This window comes from Pediococcus claussenii ATCC BAA-344 (assembly GCF_000237995.1).
GTDB lineage: Bacteria > Bacillota > Bacilli > Lactobacillales > Lactobacillaceae > Pediococcus > Pediococcus claussenii.
Genome location: NC_016605.1, coordinates 619,962 through 640,850 on the forward strand (window position 1 = coordinate 619,962; position 20,889 = coordinate 640,850).

At 39.3% G+C, this 20,889-nt stretch carries 10 protein-coding genes; 9 read left to right on the forward strand and 1 reads right to left on the reverse strand.

All coding sequences use genetic code 11. The features are described 5' to 3' along the window. Window positions 1-328 precede the first annotated feature (328 nt). The 7 genes from secA2 to PECL_RS02975 are packed head-to-tail and all read left to right on the forward strand — an operon-like array spanning window position 329 to window position 10,198. A complete protein-coding gene (gene secA2 / locus PECL_RS02945; protein WP_014215110.1) occupies window positions 329-2,695 on the forward strand; it encodes an accessory Sec system translocase SecA2 in 2,367 nt (788 codons plus the stop codon). Next, entirely contained in the window at window positions 2,695-3,933 is a 1,239-nt protein-coding gene (locus PECL_RS02950; RefSeq protein ID WP_014215111.1) for a preprotein translocase subunit SecY, read from the forward strand. The genes secA2 and PECL_RS02950 overlap by 1 nt, the downstream gene beginning before the upstream one ends. A 16-nt stretch (window positions 3,934-3,949) precedes the next feature. Then, window positions 3,950-5,572, forward strand: a complete 1,623-nt coding sequence (gene asp1, locus PECL_RS02955; protein WP_014215112.1) for an accessory Sec system glycosyltransferase Asp1 — start codon at window positions 3,950-3,952, stop codon at window positions 5,570-5,572. Beyond that, window positions 5,556-7,142 carry an accessory Sec system protein Asp2 gene (gene asp2, locus PECL_RS02960; protein WP_014215113.1) on the forward strand — a complete coding sequence of 529 codons (1,587 nt, stop codon included), beginning with the start codon at window positions 5,556-5,558 and terminating at the stop codon, window positions 7,140-7,142. The genes asp1 and asp2 overlap by 17 nt, the downstream gene beginning before the upstream one ends. Further along, window positions 7,139-7,912 carry an accessory Sec system protein Asp3 gene (gene asp3, locus PECL_RS02965; RefSeq protein ID WP_050899563.1) on the forward strand — a complete coding sequence of 258 codons (774 nt, stop codon included), beginning with the start codon at window positions 7,139-7,141 and terminating at the stop codon, window positions 7,910-7,912. Before asp2 ends, asp3 begins: the two co-directional genes overlap by 4 nt. Further along, entirely contained in the window at window positions 7,912-9,363 is a 1,452-nt protein-coding gene (locus PECL_RS02970) for a glycosyltransferase (RefSeq protein ID WP_014215115.1), read from the forward strand. Before asp3 ends, PECL_RS02970 begins: the two co-directional genes overlap by 1 nt. Next, entirely contained in the window at window positions 9,344-10,198 is an 855-nt protein-coding gene (locus PECL_RS02975; RefSeq protein WP_014215116.1) for a hypothetical protein, read from the forward strand. Before PECL_RS02970 ends, PECL_RS02975 begins: the two co-directional genes overlap by 20 nt. 107 nt (window positions 10,199-10,305) lie before the next feature. On the opposite strand, the gene PECL_RS02980 is transcribed toward PECL_RS02975, so the two are convergent. Continuing rightward, complete coding sequence (locus PECL_RS02980; protein ID WP_014215117.1) at window positions 10,306-13,203, reverse strand: BspA family leucine-rich repeat surface protein; 2,898 nt, start codon at window positions 13,201-13,203, stop codon at window positions 10,306-10,308. A gap of 349 nt (window positions 13,204-13,552) precedes the next feature. Between PECL_RS02980 and PECL_RS02985 the strand changes: the two genes are divergently transcribed. Beyond that, entirely contained in the window at window positions 13,553-19,009 is a 5,457-nt protein-coding gene (locus tag PECL_RS02985) for an MBG domain-containing protein (protein WP_014215118.1), read from the forward strand. Next, a complete protein-coding gene (locus PECL_RS02990) occupies window positions 18,990-20,852 on the forward strand; it encodes a flavin reductase family protein (protein ID WP_014215119.1) in 1,863 nt (620 codons plus the stop codon). The genes PECL_RS02985 and PECL_RS02990 overlap by 20 nt, the downstream gene beginning before the upstream one ends. Window positions 20,853-20,889: the final 37 nt, after the last annotated feature.

Sequence of the window (20,889 nt, forward strand, 5' to 3'; positions counted from 1 at the left end):
TGGTGTCAACAATTAGCGAGGTGTATAAAGCATAAAACAGCTCGTGTTATACTAATTTATTATTTGAGCAACATACTCGAAATAAGATATATGAGATTAGAGAGCACGATAATAAAGAAGAAAAGCCCGATAATTGTTTCCAGTGGATGCTTTTTCTTAGGAGCTACCTTTTTAGGCTTGTTTTTTTTCTCTACATCGATTCTCTGTTTGATGTCTTTTTGGAGTGGGTCTTTATCAGCATTCTTCATAATAGCTAATCATATAATGTAGCAATTTAAAATGTCAATTAATGATGACTAATTCATAAAAAAAGTAGGTGTCACATACAGTGCAATTTGATTTAAACGACTTTAAATTACGAAGATTTCGTAAGATTACCAAGCAAATTATTGATCTAGATGGTGAATATCAAAAGCTTTCAGATAACCAATTGCGTGATAAAACGGCATCGTTACGCAAACGATTTGCAGATGGGGAGACGCTAGATAGTTTGCTGGTGGAGGCATATGCTACTGTTCGAGAGGCGGATTTCAGAGTACTATCGATGCGCCCCTTTGATGTACAAGTTTTAGGTGCTGTTGTGCTATTCTTTGGAAATGTCGCCGAAATGAAAACTGGCGAAGGTAAAACATTAACTGCAACGATGCCAATGTATTTGAATGGCCTTCGAGGACCAGGGAATTTTTTGGTGACGGCAAATGAGTATTTGGCGAACCGTGATGCGGATGAAATTGGTAAGGTGTATGAATGGCTAGGACTTACCGTTGCGTCGGGGGTGCCAGAAGATGATAAAACTGATAAAAAGGCAATTTATAAAAACGATATTGTCTATACAACTAACAGCGAACTTGGATTTCAATACTTAATGGATAATCTGGTGGATGAATCAAGCGATAAGGCAATCCAAAGGCTGGATTACGCACTGGTAGATGAGGTTGATTCAGTATTGCTAGATTTGGCACAAACCCCCTTAATTATTTCTGGGGCGCCCCGCGTTCAATCTAACTTGTTTACTTCAACTGATCGCATTGTGAAGAACCTTGAAGAAGATGTCGACTTTGAAATGAGTGAGGATACTAAAAACGTCTGGTTTACCGAAACCGGAATTAAAAATATTGAACGTTACTTGGGAATTAAAGGGTTGATTCAGCGGAAATGGAGTGATCTATACCGGCATCTCGTCATCGCTTTAAGGGCGAATCATTTGTTGAAGAAAAATATCGACTATGTAATTGAAAATGGCGAAGTACTGCTGCTCGATGCTGAAAATGGTCGTGAATTAACTGGAATGAAACTTGAAGCAGGTATGCACCAGGCTCTTGAAGCTAAGGAAAATGTAAAAATAACTGCTCAAACCCGTGCAATGGCGTCAGTTACTCTACAAAATTTTTTCAACATGTTCAAAAGAATTTCCGGAATGACTGGGACGGCGACTTCCGCTACGAGAGAATTTATGGACGTCTACCATTTACCAGTATTAAAGATTCCAACTCATAAACCGAATCAACGGATTGATCATGTCGATGAAGTTTACGTTGATATGGAAGAAAAATTAACGGCAACGCTCGATATGATTGAAAAAGCACACAATATTAAACGCCCAGTCTTGATTGAAACTGGTTCAGTTTCGCTATCACGTTTATTTTCACGAGCATTACTGTCTCGGGGCATTGTGCATAATGTGTTAAATGCACAAAGCGCGTCGAAAGAGGCTTTAATTGTTGCTGATGCGGGACAACCGGGTGCCGTGACGGTTGCAACTTCGATGGCGGGCCGGGGAACGGATATTAAGCTGGGTCCGGGTGTTGCCCAAAAGGGTGGATTATTGGTTATTGGCACGGAACGAATGGATAATAAACGTGTTGATAACCAGTTACGCGGAAGGGCTGGACGCCAAGGTGATCCTGGCGAAAGCATCTTTTTAGTTTCGCTGGATGACAAGGTGGTAATTGAAAATGGCCCTGACTGGGTTGAAAAAGAGCGGTTGCGTCTTGAAGAGGATGAAAAAGAAGGACGCCGAAAGGCTGGATCCACAATTAGTAACCGAAGGAATAGGCGGGTAGTTAATTACTCGCAAAAATCCGCGGATACATCTTCGTCAGACGGACGTAAGCAGGCGGTTAAGATGGATGATATTCTCCGAATTCAACGTGGAATTGTGTATAAATTTCGTGATGAAATCCTTGGTAGTCAGGAACTTGGAAATATGGTTTTGCAAATTTTGCAGAACATGCTAACCGAGTACGTAAAAAGGGATGACTTAACGGAAGCAAAGGTTATTGATTTTATTACCAATAACATCAATTATGATTTTGTATATAATCCGCAGAAACCGATCAATTTAAATGATCGTGAAAACCTAAAAGAATATTTAACGCAGGTTGGAACTGACGCTTGGAAAAAACAACAAAGCTGGATTGATTCTGATTTTAAAAAATACTATCTTGAACGACTCTCGATTCTAAAGGCTCTAGATTCAGCTTGGATTGAGCAAGTTGATAACTTACAGCAGCTAAAGGTAGTTGTACGTAATCGGAGTACTGGACAGCATAATCCAACTTATGAGTACGAGATGGAAGCTAAAATTTCATTTGAAAAAATGAAGCGCCTTTTTTGGCGAAAAGTATTAGACAATATTATGTTGTCACAATTAAGCGTACAAGTAGATGGCTCAATTAAGGTGGAATTTCCATAATGTTAAACAGATTAAGAAATAACGACTTATTTATTCGAATATTATTTACAATGATGATGATTGCCTTGATGGAGCTTGGAAGACACATTGCAATTCCTTTTTTAGACCCGCAGGGAATGAAGGATGTACTGAAAGAAAACCAGTTGCTTCAGAATCTCTCAACCACAACTGGTGGACAGGTTAATTATCCATCCCTATTTTCAATTGGTTTGGCGCCTTATATGACGGGGATGATCATGTTTCAGGCAATCAAGTTATTGGATATTGATAGTATTAAAAAAATGTCTGAGTACCAGTCAGGAATGACTCAGAGGGGTATTACCTTTGTGTTAGCATGTTTGCAGTCTTTTCAATTGGTTTACCTAGTGCGACAGCACATTACTAAGTCAAGTTATCAGATCTTTGGTTTTGATGCGAACGCGGTGAGTGCACTTGTGATTCTTGTAACGGGTTCCATGCTTGTTGCCTGGATGGCTGATATGACGGTGGATCGTGGAATGGGTGGAGCTGGTATTCTGATTTTCCCTGGAATTTTCGAAGCAATGCCACGATCGCTTATTAACGGACAAGGTCTTGGAACAGGTTTTCTTGAATTAACGCCAACAATTTTAATCGTTTTCGCGATTTCGGTAGTGGTGGTATTATTTTCAACGCTGTTTTTGAACAAGTCAGAACTCAGGATACCATTACAGCGACCGATGATTGAAAATGATTTTTCAGAATCATATGTGCCAATTAAAGTACTAGCGGCTGGGGGTATGCCGTTTATGTTTTCCTCGGCTTTATTCATGATCCCGGGGTACATTGCAACCCTTGGAACCAATCAGAGTTACGCCGAATTTGTATCGAACTATTTGAACTTCAACAACCCGATTGGAATTGCAATATATTGTGGGATCATCGTCTTATTAGGGTACGCTTTTAGTTTGATGAATTTTCGACCAGAAGATACGGCTAAAACCCTGAAAGAATCAGGCGACTACTTCTTTGGTGTTGTTCCAGGAAAGCAGACTCAAAGTTATTTAACGAAACGTTTGATGGTGTTATCCACATTTGCAAATATCTTTTTTGTGGTTGTAATTGGAGCACCTTTAGTAATCGGAATGTATATTGATGGGATTGCTAACTTCTCGTTTGTTTTTTCAAATATTTTGATTCTGGTTACAATTTTAGATAATATTTTGGATCAGGCGAAAGTGCTTTACCTAAGGACGCAATACAATTTAATGGAGCTTTAAATCGGGGGGTGAGCACGTGTATTACTTTATACCAAACTGGGAAAACGAAGTTAGAGAAGTCACAAATGATGTGATTACTAATATGATTGATATGTTCAACGACCACCAAGAACCAGTTGAAATTATGGTTCTAAGATTTAGCCCTCAGTTGCAACACTTTCTAAATGCAAATGATCTTCTTGAAGGGCAGTTGTGGAGTGTTTGGGATGAGATATTGGGGATTAAGCGGTCAAGTGGGATGCCATTATCGGTAAATGATTTGGAATTTCCTGCCGACTCTAAGGTAATCTATTCGAGGTATTCGATCTTTGTTGAAGTGAATTCAAAGCGTTTTGCAACGATTGATATGTCAACGGAAGGTTACGTTCGAAGTGTGAGTTTTGATCCGGACGAAGATGGCGTTTATGCCATCGAAACATATGATGATCGGGGCTTTAAAATCTTGACTGAAACCTTTAACAAGGAGAAAAAATTAGTCCAAAAAGATTGGTGGAATGAACTTGGTGAAGCAATTCTAAGGGAGCATGACAATCGACTTCAGGTTTTGGGGCAATCAAAGCGATTTTTAAAACATGACTATCAAAGTGAGGATCAAGTTATACTCGAGTTTGTTAAAAAGCACTTTAAGGATAGACTATCTGATGATGATCAAATTTTGGCAAGTGCTGACCGGTCCTTTCAAAAAGTCTTGGGACAGCTATCTGAGTCCTATGCGGTTAACCTATTATTAGATAATGTCTTAATATCCAAGTATCCGGATTATGATTGGGGACAGTTGGCAAAATATGGCAGTAGAATCTTTACTGAAAGTCCAGAAGTTTACCAATCGATTATAAAGAAGGTTGATCCGGCGCTTGTACCACAGTTCAAGCAGGCTATGTTTGGTTATACTGACCTATTACTTGGAAATAGTAATGAGGAGCCACGCTTGATTATTTACTGGAAGTTAGGCGAAAACACTTTAAAAAATGATGAAGATGAGGCTATATCAGTCTTTTTACGCAAAATATTGGATCGTGAGGAGATTGGGTTAACAATTGAAATCGATTCTGTCGCACACGCGGACCGGATTGCTGACGAGTTCACAGACAAAATTAACAAAGAATTTGATGATGTAGATCTGCAATATTATCCGGCACGTACTATCATGGAAAGCTTGGATTCTGATAAGATCAATAGTCAATTAGAAGCAGTGGTCAAAAACATTCAGGAAAAAATTAAAGAGCAGGATCCAGAGAGCGATGATTTTAAACTACCAGATGTTGACCGGTTAGTGACGATACTTTTGAACATTAATATTCGGGTTAAACCCCAATTACATCAAATTGAAAAAGATTTGGATACAGCCAGGTTAATAGTTGATTTTGGGAAACCTATAGACGATTTAACTCAACTGCGGGCAATAAGTTTTGGAATTCCTGTTATATTAACGGCCGAAAGCATGGTTATTAAGAATAAAAAAAATGGGTGGACTATTTCAGGTAAACAGTCGTTAGATGATGGATTAGATTACTATTTGAATTCGTTGCAGCATTGGAATGAATCACTGGTTTACAGTGTGGCGCTGTTAAATCAATTTGGAGCTGCAAATCAAATTAATTGGTGGAAGGAGCAACTGCAAAATGGCACGTCTGTCTAGAATATTGATTTTGGGACCACAAATTGATCGGCTTGACTCCCTCCTGAATGGGACGTTTAGAGTTGTAGGGGTGACAGAAACTGATTTTGCACAAATTAAAATTAAGCAAGAATCACTTTTTGACGCAAATAAAAGATTAAACAGTGCTTATCGAAATGATCTGTTCTTTATTCGAGATGAAAAATACCTAACGTTGGCGAATTTAAATTATTTGCGGGAACTGCCTGCTAATCAGATTATTTTTGATCAAAACACTTCAATCGCGGATGATCAGTTAAAACAACTTTTTGACTTGAAAAATGCTCAATTTGTTGATTCATCTGATACAGATGACTTGGCTAATGAGCTAAGACGCCATTTTTTTAGCGGTCAACTTGGTTATAAATTTGAGATGGACTCAATTGAAATTAGTCCTGAGTTTGCTGGTGTCGTTGAACAGGTTGGACATAACTACTTACAGATTGAGGCTGATGCAAGTGATGATTGGGTAGAGGTGCTCAATTGGCGATTACCGATTCCGATTGCCAAACTAACTGATTGGGATATTTGGATTGAAAATCAAGTTTTGAATGCAGATACAATTGTAGATTTTCAGATTAGACTAATTGGCCCGGAGACGGGACGAACGTACTATCAAAAATCAGTCGGATTAGCGGAGTTATCTAAACGCCATACCATTTCAGTCGCCGAAGAAGGTGGCTTTGCAAGTATAAAGCTCCGTCTGAAAGGGAGTAATCCTTCAATTAAGATTGGCAATGTTCACTTACGCCAGGCACGAAATGGTCGCGGTGAAATGATGATAGGTGGTAACTATATATCAGATAAGCAGAATTTAGATGATCAGGTTCTTTATTATTTTGATGCTGCTGACATGAAGCCACCATTAAACGTCTATTTTAGTGGATTCCGACCCGGCGAAGGATACGAAGGGGTCTTCATGATGAGATCACTACAAGCGCCCACGCTTATTTTCAGTGATCCTCGTCTTTTAGGTGGTGCGTTTTACCTAGGAAGTGCTCATTTCGAACAAAAAATTGTGGATGTGATTAAGAAGACCGTTCAAAGGCTTGGTTTTAAACCAAATGAGGTGATTTTATCAGGCTTGTCAGTGGGGACTTTTGCAGCGATGTATTATTCTTCCAAGATGCAGGTGGATTGGGTAATTGTTGGTAAGCCATTAGCAAATGTGGGAGTAATCGCTTCAAATGAACGGATCAATCGGCAGGACGATTTTCCTACATCATTAGACCTTGTATTGGGAATGACTGGAGGAGTGAGTCCCGAAAATATGGCAACTGCAAATCAACGTTTTTGGCAGAGTTTTAAGTCCCAGGATTATTCGCATACTGGCTTTGTATTTTCGTATATGTATAATGATGACTACGATGGGAAGGCTTTTGGTCAGTTATCAAAGTATTTACACGAACACGAGCCATTTGCTCGGGTGCGTCATAAGGGGTTAGTTGGACGTCATAACGATGATACCAACGGAATTGTTAATTGGTACCTGCGACAGTACCGAGATATTTTAAGCAACGAATACGGTCGTGAGTTTGGAGACGTACAATGATGGATAGCAGCTTTGTAATATATTGGGGGCGCAGTCTCCAAGACACGTATAACTATGGATCAGTGGTGCGTTTTAAACAAAACGAAGTTCATTTTTCAAACCCACAGTTGAGTCCGGGATTCAAAATGCACTCTTGGAGTTCCCAGAATGACTTTGTAGATGGGGCTCTTTGGGAGAATTTACCTTTATTAAAGAGTGGAACCGAGTATCAAGTTGTAATTGATGCTCAAATTAAGCCTGCTAACTCAGTCCATATCCAGTTAGACTTTTTTGATGAAAGTAATGAATTGATTGATGAACAAATATTTGCGGATCAAAATTTTAGGTTTACGGTTCCGATGCACACTAAAAGATACCAAATCAGCTTAGTTAGCTTAAATAACCAGGAAATGATTTTTAAAAACATGACAATCAATCCTACCTTTAATGATTTTGAAATTACGGTTCAGACTTCTGGAACTAAACGAGTTATTATTAAACCGTTAAATGGTAAAGCTAGAACAATTGAAATTATTTTACGGGATCGTTTTTTGGAAAGTGGTTCATATATTGGCGCAAATAATCAGTTAACGGTTTATTTTGAATATAATGGGCGCCATAAGTATAGCGTTGAAACTCTCAGTACTGAGTGCTGGCAGGCATTACAGGATGTTGTGCTTGATTGGGATGCCTATGATGTGCAAGTCAAGACGATTGGTGTGAGTTCGCAACTTTTAATGGCATTGCAGGGCGAAATTGCCAAAAAATTAATGAAAAAGGGTGAACATTAATGAACTTTTTTGTAAATGAAGCGATGGGAATTGGAAACTCGGGAGTTGAGCATGCGCAGTTTTATCGGGCAAAACGTTTTGAACAAGCTAACTTGCCCTACAAATTTGTTTTCATGGAATTGGTTGAGAACCTACATGAAGCAATGGATAAGTGGCATATTAGGGAAGACAAGGTCCTTAATATGTGGGAATACTTTGTTTTGGGTGACAGTTATGCTAAAAATGGCGTCAAGACACTGGTTAACCCGGTCAGTGAGACGGTTATTGATAGTACTAATACTAATCGTCTGATTAATTCAGTTACAGCTTCAAACCTACGAATTGTTAAGCATGTCGTTAAGTATCCCAACCCTGATAAGGAGGGGCAGTTGCTTGTCAGCGTTAACCGAATTGAACTTTTTAACGGAACGGTCAAAAAGGTATCCTATGAGACACTGGTAAATCCCCATGGTGGAAGTAGTGTCATTCAAAACGTCCATCTTTTTCGGCAGCCGGGAAGCGAGCACCTATTTTTCCGCAATGACGTACAGTTAAGGCGATATTTTTTTCAACAAATTGATCGGATCTTTGGTGTTGATAGTACATTCATTATTGACCGTAGTGAAGATACACAGGTAGCATTAATGACAGATACAACTAATCCAAAGCGAAGGTTAGTTAATGTTGTACATGCTGATCACCTAGCAGATCGGAATGATCCGAAGAACCCGCTGTGGAATAATTATTATGAATATGTCTTGACACATTTAAACCTTGTTGATCGCTTGGTAGTAGCAACGAAGCTACAACGCGAGGATTTATTAATTGATTTTCCGGATGCGAAAGCCAAAATCACCGCTATCCCGGTCGGGGGGGTCAGCGATAAGAAGACTAAGAACACGAAGAAAGACTTTGGCACACCGTTCAAGCTAGTCACGATTTCTCGCTTGGCATCGGAAAAGCATATTGATTTAATTATTCGAGCGGTTATAAAACTGCAAAATGATGGTCACCGCGTTACCCTTGATGTGTATGGTGCCGGTGGCGAACAGGGCAAGTTAGCGGATTTAATTAAAAATAACCATGCTGAAAAATATATTGAACTAAAGGGGTTAACTCATCATGCTGTTGAGAAATATCCTAAGTATGATGCGTTTATTTCGGCATCGTATTCGGAAGGATTTGGGCTTACTTACATTGAAGCGTTGAATGGTGGCCTTCCAGTTGTGACCTTTAACGCTCGCTTTGGAGCACAGGAGCTGATTCATGATGGCGAGAATGGTGTTTCGTTGCCATTTAAACGGGATGATGAAGAGTACAATGTTCAAGAACTCTACAATGGAATCCTGAGATTACAGTCAATGGATTATCCAAAGCTCAAACAAGCCGTCGAGAATTCAGTAACAGAGTTTAGAAATGCTAAAATTGCACGTAGCTGGGAGGAACTGATCAATGGATTACGAAATAGTTAATGTTCTAAGACCGGATAATGAAAATTGGACAAAACAGTTAGCTCGACTGAAGGAAAAAGATGGTAAGTTAATCACTTTGGCTCCTGATCCATTATTTCAGTTTAAGTCTCAACAAAATTACCCTAATGTGCTGAATATCGTTGACTATGTTACTGAACGAACTTATGACCCTACGTCATCACTATTCTTTGATAAAGTTCCAACCGTTGATGGTGCCGAAATATTTGTGAATAACGATGGAACGATTTCAATTATCTGCGATGGTGAAACGATTGCAATGTTGCGTACTTATCCCGGTACTCGTCGGCTAGTAAGAGATGTAAAGTATCTTAATAGTGATGGTACAACTGATTATTTGGAAGAATATGCATTTGATGGGAAGTTATTCAGTCAGATCTATTACTTTGAGAATAAGGTTCAACAGATTGCGTTTTATAATGACGATCAAAATGTCCGACTTCGGTTTTACTTTTATGACGGCAGTATTAATGCAGTTACGATCGTCAATCCAATTACACAAAAAGTAGAACGAAAGTTTGATAATTTGAATCAATTCTTTGCGGAAATTGTTGGGGAGATTGTAAAGCCTAATGATCAAGTTGGAATTAGCTATATGGGTGTCGAATTGAATGCGTTAGCTAAAACGAAGTCCAAAAATTCCCTCTATTTAGATGAATCGGTTTTTGATGATACTAATAATATCAAGGGTAATTTAGAAGCAATTATGGATAATCGCGTTAGTTCGGTTGATAAAGTTTATATTTCAGAAGAAGATTATGCTAAATTGCTTGAAAATAAGGTTGATATGCATAAATATAGTGTTTTAAAAAAATAGAAATTGAATATCAGGCTGTTGAAATGAATTTAAGTTAATAAAATAAAAATGAGACTAAAACAAAGGGTGACTTTGTTTTAGTCTCATTTTTTGCATACATAGTGGTGTTAGTTTGCTATATATTTGATTTGAATTATTGAGTTAGCAGTGGTGCCAGTAACCGTTTGGGCTGGTAAAACGGTGATGCTAGTATGGTAACCATCGATTGTAGGAATCGTGATCCCACGCCAGGCATCGGAACCCGCAGCCGCCCAATCAGTAGTTTTTACGACGGCGCCAGTTGCTAAGTCAGTTGTTACATCACGAGATAGTTGGACTGTTTCAGTTATGTCACCAAATGAAGTCTCATTATCAGGTGTAATGAATTTGATTGTGCGAGTAACATTACGCGTTTGGGTAACTGTAGATTTATCACCAGAAACATAGATATTTAGTGTTTGAGGAGCAGTTGTCCAAGTGTAACTACTATCTTGTAATTGAGCCTGACCATTTAATTCATCACCTGTGGCAAGGTGGTACTGTGCAGGAATATAGTCAGAGTCCTGGATAGTGAGGCTATCATTCAAGTCACCTGAAAAGTCAGTAGAATTTAGAATTTGTCCAGTATCAGTATCAATTACGTTAAGGGTGATTGGTTGGCTTACGTCTTGCGTGTAGACGTAGGTAACGGTACCACCGGTGGAATTAAGCACTCCGCTGGCGGTCAAGCTATCAGAAGATAATTGTTTAAAGGTGTATCCGTCAATTGATTTCTGAGTAGTGGTGTAACTTTCATTAATGAATTGACCGTTTGGATAGGTGGCAGTGTCAGTTGCGAGAACTTTACCTTGATCGTCCACGTAGTTCACGGTTATAGGGGCTGCTACTTGGTGGATGTAATTATAGGTAACATTAATTGTGCTGGAAGATTGATTAGAAGTTTGAATACCCTTTGAAAGCTCTGAAAGGATACTTGATAGTAAGCTATTAGCATCAGAACCCTGAACATTTGGATATGAAGCAAACTGTTCAAAGTTCATATCAGCTGAGACATTTCCAGTAAGAGAATCCAAAACTGTGATTTTTGAATGACTTAAATCAGTATCTAGAACGTATTCACCATTGTTAAGTGAAAGCGGTGGCATCTGGAATTGGAAATTGTTATTTGAATTGGAAATTATTTGTTGTTGAGAATTTCCATTTAGCACTGTATTATTGTCCAAAACTAAGTGGGAACCAGAACTAATTGATCCGTCGTCAGCTGTAAATATTTCATTTACAGTAGTGGGCTGAATGGCATGCTCTGCTAATACGTATGTTTCAACAGGTCCGCCGTTTTGGTATAACGCATTCATTTCTTGCCATGTGTAGACAGGACCATTGGGGTTATCAATAGTTCCCGTTCCGACTGCTTGATATCCAACTTTTCCGTCTGCACCATAAGCGTAATTTGTAGGATTGCCATTGAAGTCCAGAACTACTTGTCCATAAGAAGGATTAACGCCAAATTCACTTTCATTGAGATTTATTATGCTTTTTGAGCCCAGTGTAACTGCCTTAAGACCATCAAGGTAACCATAGAAAACTAAAGCTAAATCGGAAGGCCCTCCATTTTTAATCACAGTTGGCATGTCAAAGTTGCTGAGGTCCAATGAAGTAACACCTGACCAGCCAAACATTCCAGTTATATCTTTGAGATGAGGAGCTACCCATTTTGTTATATCAATATTAGATAACTTGGGACTCCCTGCAAATAGCATCATTGCGTTGGTTAAACTAGATACATTCCAGTTAGAAACATCAAGTGTTTTTAGATTAGAATTAGTGGCAAACATAAAAGACATATCTGTTACGTTTGAAACATCCCAGTTGGCTACATCAATTGTTTCAAGGGCAGAAGTCCCCCAAAACATTCCTTGAGTTGTTGTTACGTGAGAAGTATCGAAATTAGTTACATTTAATGTTTTTAACTCCACATCAAAGGAGAACATACCAAGCATATTAGTAACATTTTTCGTATTAAAGTTTGATAAATTCAGAGACTGTAGGGAGGCTAATTCGGCGAACATTCCTTCCATAGTGGTAACTTTTGAAGTATCAAAACTTGAAACGTTAATATTTTTGATTTGGCTATTTCCTACGAATCCTGTTTGGGTTAGAGCACCTGCAAACATATACCGCATGTTAGTAACTTTAGAAGTATTGAATTTTGTTAAATCCAATTCTGTAATTGAATTGAGACCAGAAAACATGTATGACATGTCAGATACATTGGAAGTATCTAGATTTTCAAGGCCATTAAACTTTGTTAAACTACTATTCACTCCGGCCGCGTTATCATCAGAAAACAAGTAACTAGAATCAGCATTTGCCACAACTCCTTGATCAATATTAATAGTATTAATATTATTGGAGGTAATTCCATTCCATTTGCCAGCATCGGTGCTTGACCCGAGAACTCCGGCATGAATATTTAAATCACCTTGACTATCAATATCCCATGCAGAAGTTCCAAAGACGCCGGATTTCACAATACTATTGGTTGAAGATGAAGATGCTGGAACTGCTGTGTTTGAGGCCGTAGAAGAAACGGTGCCAGCTTGTGAAGAGGTTGAGCTGTCTGCTGTATTGGAACTACTAACTGCTTTTGTAGTTGTCATACTAGATGTGGTAGTGCTACTTGATGCTGCGGAATTTTGTACTGCAGGTGAAGAACTTGCAGCAGAACTGTTAGTTGCAGTTTCGAAACTTGATAGGGACGTTGCTTTGGAATTTTGTGAATTAGTTGCCGTGCCACTGGTACTTGTTTCAGAACTACTTTGACTTTGGAAAGATGATGTGGCTGACGAACTAGCAACAGAGTTTGAACTTGGTGTCGTTTGTGTTGTTGTATCAGTTTGATTAGTAACAGTATCGGCATGTGCTGATGCAACCCCCATTGCACCGAAAATCCCAATAGTGGTAATAGCAGCGATTAACCACTGTTTGCCAGCTTTGTAAAGCTTGTAATGTTTTTTTGTATCCATTATAAAACTCCTCCTAAGTAATAATTAAGCGCTTTCAAAAAAACAACCCTCCTTATTCAAAATTAGATAAGTTAATACTTAGGGAAATATTATATTAATAAGCGCCAATTGTACAGTATTTTTGTTTTTTAGTATTTTTGTAGAAAATAAATAAAAATCATACATTGACAAGGTATAAAATGTAGTATTTATACGTTAAATGTGATATTACTGTTGCGTTAAGTGGGGTGTCCCACAACTGTTGACAGTGTTAAATTTGTATATTTGAATATGTAAATATTGTCCAACAAAAATGCTGAGCTTTAAGGGTTACTTACTTAAAGGTCTGAGCTCAAATGGGGGAGATATAATGTCTTTTTGGAGAAAAAATCACAAGAGTACGAATCTGAATACAAAAAATCATTACAAGATGTACAAAGCAGGTAAGCAGTGGCTTTTTGCGGGTATCACAACGATTGCTGGCCTTGGGGGTCAGTCAATTGCCGGTGCGAAGGCGGATTCTTTAAGTGCAACTTCAACTGCAACAAAGGACGTCCAAGATCAGGATGTGCTAGCGACAGGGGATAGTGCCATTATTCCAGCTGAGTCGAGTGTAGCAAGTAGTTCAGTGGCTACAGCATCTGCAACGAGCGCAACGCTTTCATCTGCGAGTAGCGCGGTAAGCAGTTCAAATTCATCAAATACAAGTAGTGCCAGTGCATCAAGTGCTGACACTTCTTCGAGTTCAAGCAGTGTTGCCTCTGGCTCAAATACGACATCATCTTCCGTTAGTTCAACATCAAGTAGCAGTGCTACTTCGTCAGCAAATGCAAGTAGTAATAATAGCAATAGTTCAAGTGCTACATCTTCAACTGTTAATAGTAGTTCCAATTCTGCTGCGACATCATCAACAGCAGAATCATCCAGCCCAGTTAGCAGTTCTAGTTCAGTGGCATCGATCACTTCAAATGCACTTTCTTCTGCAACTTCGGGAACTCAAAGTTTAGTAAGTTCAGGAGTAACCAACACAACGAGCTCAAGTGCTACGACAAGTTCTACAGCAACAAGTAGTAGTGCAGTAGCCTCTTTAAGCATGTCAAATAGTATGAGCTTAAGTGAGAGTCAATCTTTAATTAGCTTAGCTTCATTGAATATTGGCAGTTCAGTAGCGGCATCTAGTGCTGCAAGCAGCGCAAAGAAAGTTGCTATGAAGGCTATGGTAATGGCAGCTACGGTTGCTCCCACGGTTGCAGTTAATGTGGGTAGTTTGTCGTACAACATGGGTACACAGATTGCATATTATGCACTTAGAAGTTGGAAGGATAGTGGGCTGAATATCGTTTCACTTACTCCATCTTGGTTACTAGCAAACTTTACAGCAATAAGTGCTCTTTTGACGTATTACCAAGCAAATGGAACGGTTTTAAGAGCAGATGGTACTATGGATCCATCCTTAATTGCTGCACTCAGCGGAATATATGCCGCTCCTAGTTGGTCAGGACAAACCGGGATTAAAGTTTCCGGGAGTACCGCGGCTAGCAGTGGTTATACTCAAAATGGTAGTGGGTGGAATAATACTGATTATACCAACGACTATTATCTAATAGGTACGGTTAAAAACCCATTTTCAGCAACGGATTATTATGCTGGAATTGCATCTATTCTGAATGTTTATGCACAAGAGGTTACTAACTACTTCGACCAGGTAGCTACAAAAGTGCAAGATACTTCTGGTGGAGTCGGAAACTCATTGTCAGATCAATTAGCTAGTTACTTCACTTATAATCCTAATATTGCACAGAATCAATCTGGAGCTTTGGGCCTGTTGGCAAACGTTACTGCCTTGGTTTCGCCTTTATTGAGTGCGCAAGGATCGAATGACTCTTTAACGGGTCAAATACCTGGAATTTTTGGATTTCATGTGACAACTAGTGATCCATTGATTATTTCTGATTTAACACAAAACGCTTCTAATGCCTATAACACAGGTTCATTGCAGTCATTAGATAATCTTATTAGCGTTGTGATGAGTTCATTACAACCTGCGATTGAAAAACAGTTGTTCAATGATATTAGAACTTTGGGTATTAATCAGAGCGGCTCACTAAGCATTCCTAGTGATCTATATACCGCAGTTTATACACTAACACCGGGGCTTGCACAGGTTATTTCATATTTCAACTTTTCTTCTTTGTTGAACCTGCCTCTGTTAAATCAAATATACTTATCGGTAGTGAATGGTATTAGAACGGCCATTGTAAATGATGCGATCGTAGGTGTTAATGCAGCCTTTAAAAATATCCTTGATCCAAAGGATAACCCCGATCCTGATTATAGTACAGTTGCCGGTTACAATAGAACAAGCGCAAGTGGAGCGGCAAACACTGTTCAAACAACTCAAAATACAACACTTCTTGCACAATCTGTTGGTTATTCTTGGGCACAACAAGTCGTTCCTACTATTTTGCGGGCTGCTTCTGCCGACGCCTTAAACAAGGCAACACCACAAAATTTAAACGAAATTTTAAATACTTTATTAAATGCTGGCGTTATAACATCAGCACAAGTAACACAATTAACAGTTGCAGGAACTCAAAATACAAGTTATACAAATTATGTTGCTGATCCAACAGGAGCACAAAATTTAATAACGAGTTTGTATACTGCTGAGTACAACGCTGTTCAACAAGCAGTGACAGATTTTAACAACGGGACTCCTAAGGGTGCTAATCCTACTTGGACTGATCCTTCAACAGTCCAGACTGACGGAACTAATAGTGGTATTGAGACACTCACAGATTATGGGAATGTCTACGATTACCTTGTTAAGGTGCGCCATGATGCAATGGTTGATGCTGATGCTAAATCCCATAGTGAGAAAGACGGTAAAGTTGCGGCACTGACTAGTGTTTCTGGATCGACTAATGCTAATTTTAATACAACCGCTGGATTGACGAATTATGTAACGAATGCAGTTTCGGCCTCTGGGATTCTTAGCTCAACTAGCGATATATCTGCGTTGGCAGCAATCAGTCAGACTGATTATGTTTCTGAGTACAACGCAGAAGCAGCTTTAACAAATACCGCATTTGCCCAAGGAGCTGCAGCGGCTCAAGTCCAAATTAGATTACATCCTAATGGGCATTTAGCTAGTCCAGCTAGTGTTGATTACAATGGCTACAGTGGAAGTAGTGATAAAACAGCACAATACGCAGTAACTACGGATACCCTCCAAACCGGGCAAGCCTTTACTGACGGTTATTTGGCAAGCGTTGATACTGTTACCGAGATCGCGGCACCATCAGCGCCAACTAGTTCTTGGACGACAGCACAGCTTACTGCATTTAATACGGCTATTAAGAATGCATTTCCTAATGCAACACAGCAGTCAAATGGTAATTGGGTAATTGGAACGGACTATGTAGCACCTGGTGCTACGAATGTTCTCTATACTGCACCTACAACAGTGACTGGTTTTGGATCTACCAATCAAACTTTGACAACTGCTGGCGCTGCGGGGAACACATCCGATACAGTTACATTTACGTTCACGGCTGGCGTTAATTTGATTAGTAACTATGGAATTGACGGTGCATCAAGTACCGGTCTTGGACAAGATACTTCATTTACGCCAACTGGAACAGCTTTAACAATTCCCGGATTACTTACAGGGCTGAATGGAGAATTACAGACTTGGCACAATGCTAGCAAGATCTTGTTTGATTTTAATAATACGACTTTTTCAACGACCTCCAATGGCGTAACTGGAAGCTCGTTGAGTATATATTTGCTCGCATATTATGCTCAGTTGGGTTATGCCACTGCCACTGATTTACAGACTGCAATTTCTAATGAGTTTGCTAGTGGCAGTGATAAGCTTGCCTTACAAGTATTAGCTTTAATCCAAGGCGGGTTAGCGACAACAAGTGCTGCATCTAGTGGCACAGTTACCATGAACTATGCTTTTAAGAACACTAACGTTAACTCAACCGTTGCAACCGTTGGCTCGATAGTTGATCAGAGGGGTAACAAACTTCAACCCGATACAACAAATAGCTTAGTTGTTGGCAATAATTTAGTTTTCCAAACTCCAACAATTCCAACTGGGCGGACGATTAATTTTGATAACAGTTATGTTCAGATGTCGTTAGATGGATCAGAACCAGTTAAGTATACTTTGACTCAGCTGACTCAAATCCTTGGTATCACTTTAACCGGTAATTCACAAGCAGATTTGACTAGTATCATCAATGCCTTTAACGAGGCCAATGGTAATGTAACGATTACAACCGGTAACTTGTTGGATAACTTGCAGGCTTTAACTTATATTCAATTGAACCCACAAGCATCAACAGCTTCTGTTTCTGGAAGTCAGTCAGTTACGTATACCGGCTCAGTACCAGCTTTAACTACAGGTGACTATACCGTTACACTTGCTGATGGAAGTACTTATACATTGCAGGCTGGCGATATTGACATCATTAATAGTAGTAAAAATGCCGGAACTTACCAAGTTGAGCTTACAGCACAAGGTTTAGCTAATATTAATGCCGCTTCAGCTGATCACATTTATACGATTGATAATAGTACGCTCGGAACTCTTGTAATTAATAAGGCCAATGCAACTATTAACGTAGATGGGACACAGCATGTTTACACTGGGGATACGTACAACGCCACAGCTACGGCAACTGGTGCTGTAAATGGCGAAACCCTTAATTACACAGTTAGTGGTAGCCAGACTGAAATTGGTAGTAGCCCAGTAGCAGTCAACTTCGATCCCGCTGACCCAATTAATGCCAACTACAACATTACAGTTACTGGTGCAGCAGTTATTACAGTTGTTAGAAATGCTACAAGTGATAGTAACAGTACTTCAGCATCTGAAAGCATGTCAGATCTTGGTAGTGTTAGTGCTTCTGATATAACAAGTGTTTCACAGAGTAATTCAATAGCGGGTTCAATTAGTATTTCTAATTCAAACAATTTTTCTGCTTCAAATTCCATTGTTGAGAGTGCTTCCACGTCGGCTTCGAAACAGTCCTCGATTGAAACAAATGATAAAGTTTCAGAGCTGATGTCCGATTCGGCAAGTCTATCAGAGGAAGCTAGTGCTGGCGGATCCCAGAGTTTGCAAAATAGTCAAAGCCTAAGCAACTCGATGAGTACTAATGGCGATAATTCTATTAGTAATGTTAATTCACTTAGTGAATCGAATTCACTAAGTGCTCAGAATAGTTTGAGCATTGCGCAAGGTAATAGTTTGAATAACGAACTTAGTGACGCGGAATCAGGGGTTGCATCAGGGGATACTAGTCAGTCTAATAGTGTGAATGATGCAGGTTCACAATCACTTGTTAATTCGGTTAGTGAGTCAAATAGTATTATTGATCGAGGCTCCGATGGTAGTAACGATTCAATCTCAAATTCAAACAGTTACTCTGTGGCTAATTCAAATAGCGTACAAAATTCAATTAGTGCATCGAACAGTCTGAGCTTAGATGATTCGAACAATGTTAATTCAGATACAAGTGAATCAGTTTCATTGAGTATTTCAAATAGTCAAAATATTGTTAATTCAGTAAGCACCTCTACTAGTGGTTCTACTTCATTTAGCATGAGTGGTAATGAATCAGTTTCAGGCTCGACTTCTATAAGCGAGAGTGAAAGCTTGAGTAGTGTTGACTCTGTCAGTGGAAGTGTAAGTAATAGTAATAACGTATCAAATACGACAAGTGCGTCGCTTTCACTTAGCAACTCGAATAGTGAAAGTACGGTGGAATCACTAAGTGTTTCTAATTCCTTGAGTGGTTTCGCAAAGTGTTAGTGAGGCCAGTGAGGCTTCGGTTTCTAATTCTATTTCAACAAGTACAAGTGAAAGCTTGAGTGATTCAACAAGTACAAGTGAAAGTTTGAGTGATTCAACATCAACAAGTGGTAGCGAAAGTTTGAGTAACTCGACATCAACAAGTACAAGCGAAAGTTTGAGTAACTCGACATCAACAAGTACAAGTGAAAGTTTGAGTGATTCAACATCAGCAAGTACGAGTGAGAGTTCAAGTACTTCAACATCAACAAGTACAAGTGAGAGTTTGAGTGATTCAACATCAACAAGTGGAAGCGAAAGCTTGAGTGATTCAATTTCAGCAAGTACAAGTGAAAGTTTGAGTGATTTAACATCAACAAGTACAAGCGAAAGCTTGAGTGATTCAACATCAACAAGTGGAAGCGAAAGCTTGAGTAACTCAACATCAACAAGTGGTAGTGAAAGTTTGAGTGATTCAACTTCAGCAAGTACAAGTGAGAGCTTAAGTGATTCAATATCAACAAGTACAAGCGAGAGCTTGAGTGATTCAACATCAACAAGTACAAGCGAAAGCACTTCAACTTCAGAAGAACGGACGGTTGCAGAAGCCATGATGGATGGCACCACGGTCTTCCAATACAATGGACAGGATCAAACGTTTGTTCCAACGATCGTCGTTACGCTTGAAAACGGAAAAACCATTGACGTTACGCTGAATGATGGCGAGTACACAGTTCAAGATTCAAATAAATTAAGTGCGTTGACACATGATGGCGGTGTAACGATTTTCTCAGCGGTTGGACATTACAATGTATACCTGACACAAGCTGGAATTAATCGATTACTTGCATTGAATACAAGTCAAGAACAAGCAATTAAAATGATGTCCTTCAGGTTATTCTCTGCGAGACTAGCGGTAGTTGCACCAGTAAGTACAACCCTTGACTGGAGTAAGATCATTATGGGTAGCATTAGTGGCGGATTTGACATCGTTGGGTCACCATATTCTGACTCACAATCCGCATCTAATAGTCAGAGTCTTTCAAACTCAACAAGTGATTCTGCTTATAATTCTGATAGCGTATCAACGAGTGGTTCCGTTTCAGTAAGTGGCAGCAACAGTCAAAGTCTTTCAAACTCGGTCAGTGAATCTGAAAAGGTTTCGACATCAACAAGCCAGAGCACTAGCACTTCAAATTCGGCATCATTGAGTACAAGTGCTTCAGCTTCAGACAGCTATAGTATGTCGGCTTCAAGTTCAACTTCAGTAAGTGGTAGTAACAGTCAAAGCCTTTCAAACTCAGTCAGTGAATCTGAAAAGGTTTCGACATCAACAAGTCGAAGTGCCAGCACTTCAAATTCAACATCATTGAGTACAAGTGTTTCGACTTCAAGTTCAACCTCTGTAAGTGAAAGTGAATCTGCTTCAAACGGTCGAAACTCAGAGAGTAATTCAGAGAGTTCAAGCCAAAGCTCAAGTACATCGATTAGTATTAGTCAAAGTATTTCGGACGCAGGAAGTGGATCCGATTCAAGAAGTACAATTGGTTCTGAAAGTAACATGGGATTGACCTCAGGTAACTCATCAAATGGTTCAACTGTGACAAGTGAATCGCTGATGAGAAAGCAAAGTGTTTCAATGGAAAATTTGGTAAATAGTCATGAAGTTCGTGAATCAAACATTAATTTGGTTCAGGGTAACAGAGGATTGAGCATACCAAATTATGGATACACGGAGAAATTACCACAGACAGGAGACAATGATAGTGAGGGATTAGTTGAGTCAATAATTGGATTAGAAATAATCGGAATGATTGCCTTAATCGCCGCAATCAAACGTCGTAAATCTGATGAGGAAAAATAGTTTTAAGAAATAATGTTATTGCAAAAGACTTTCTGAG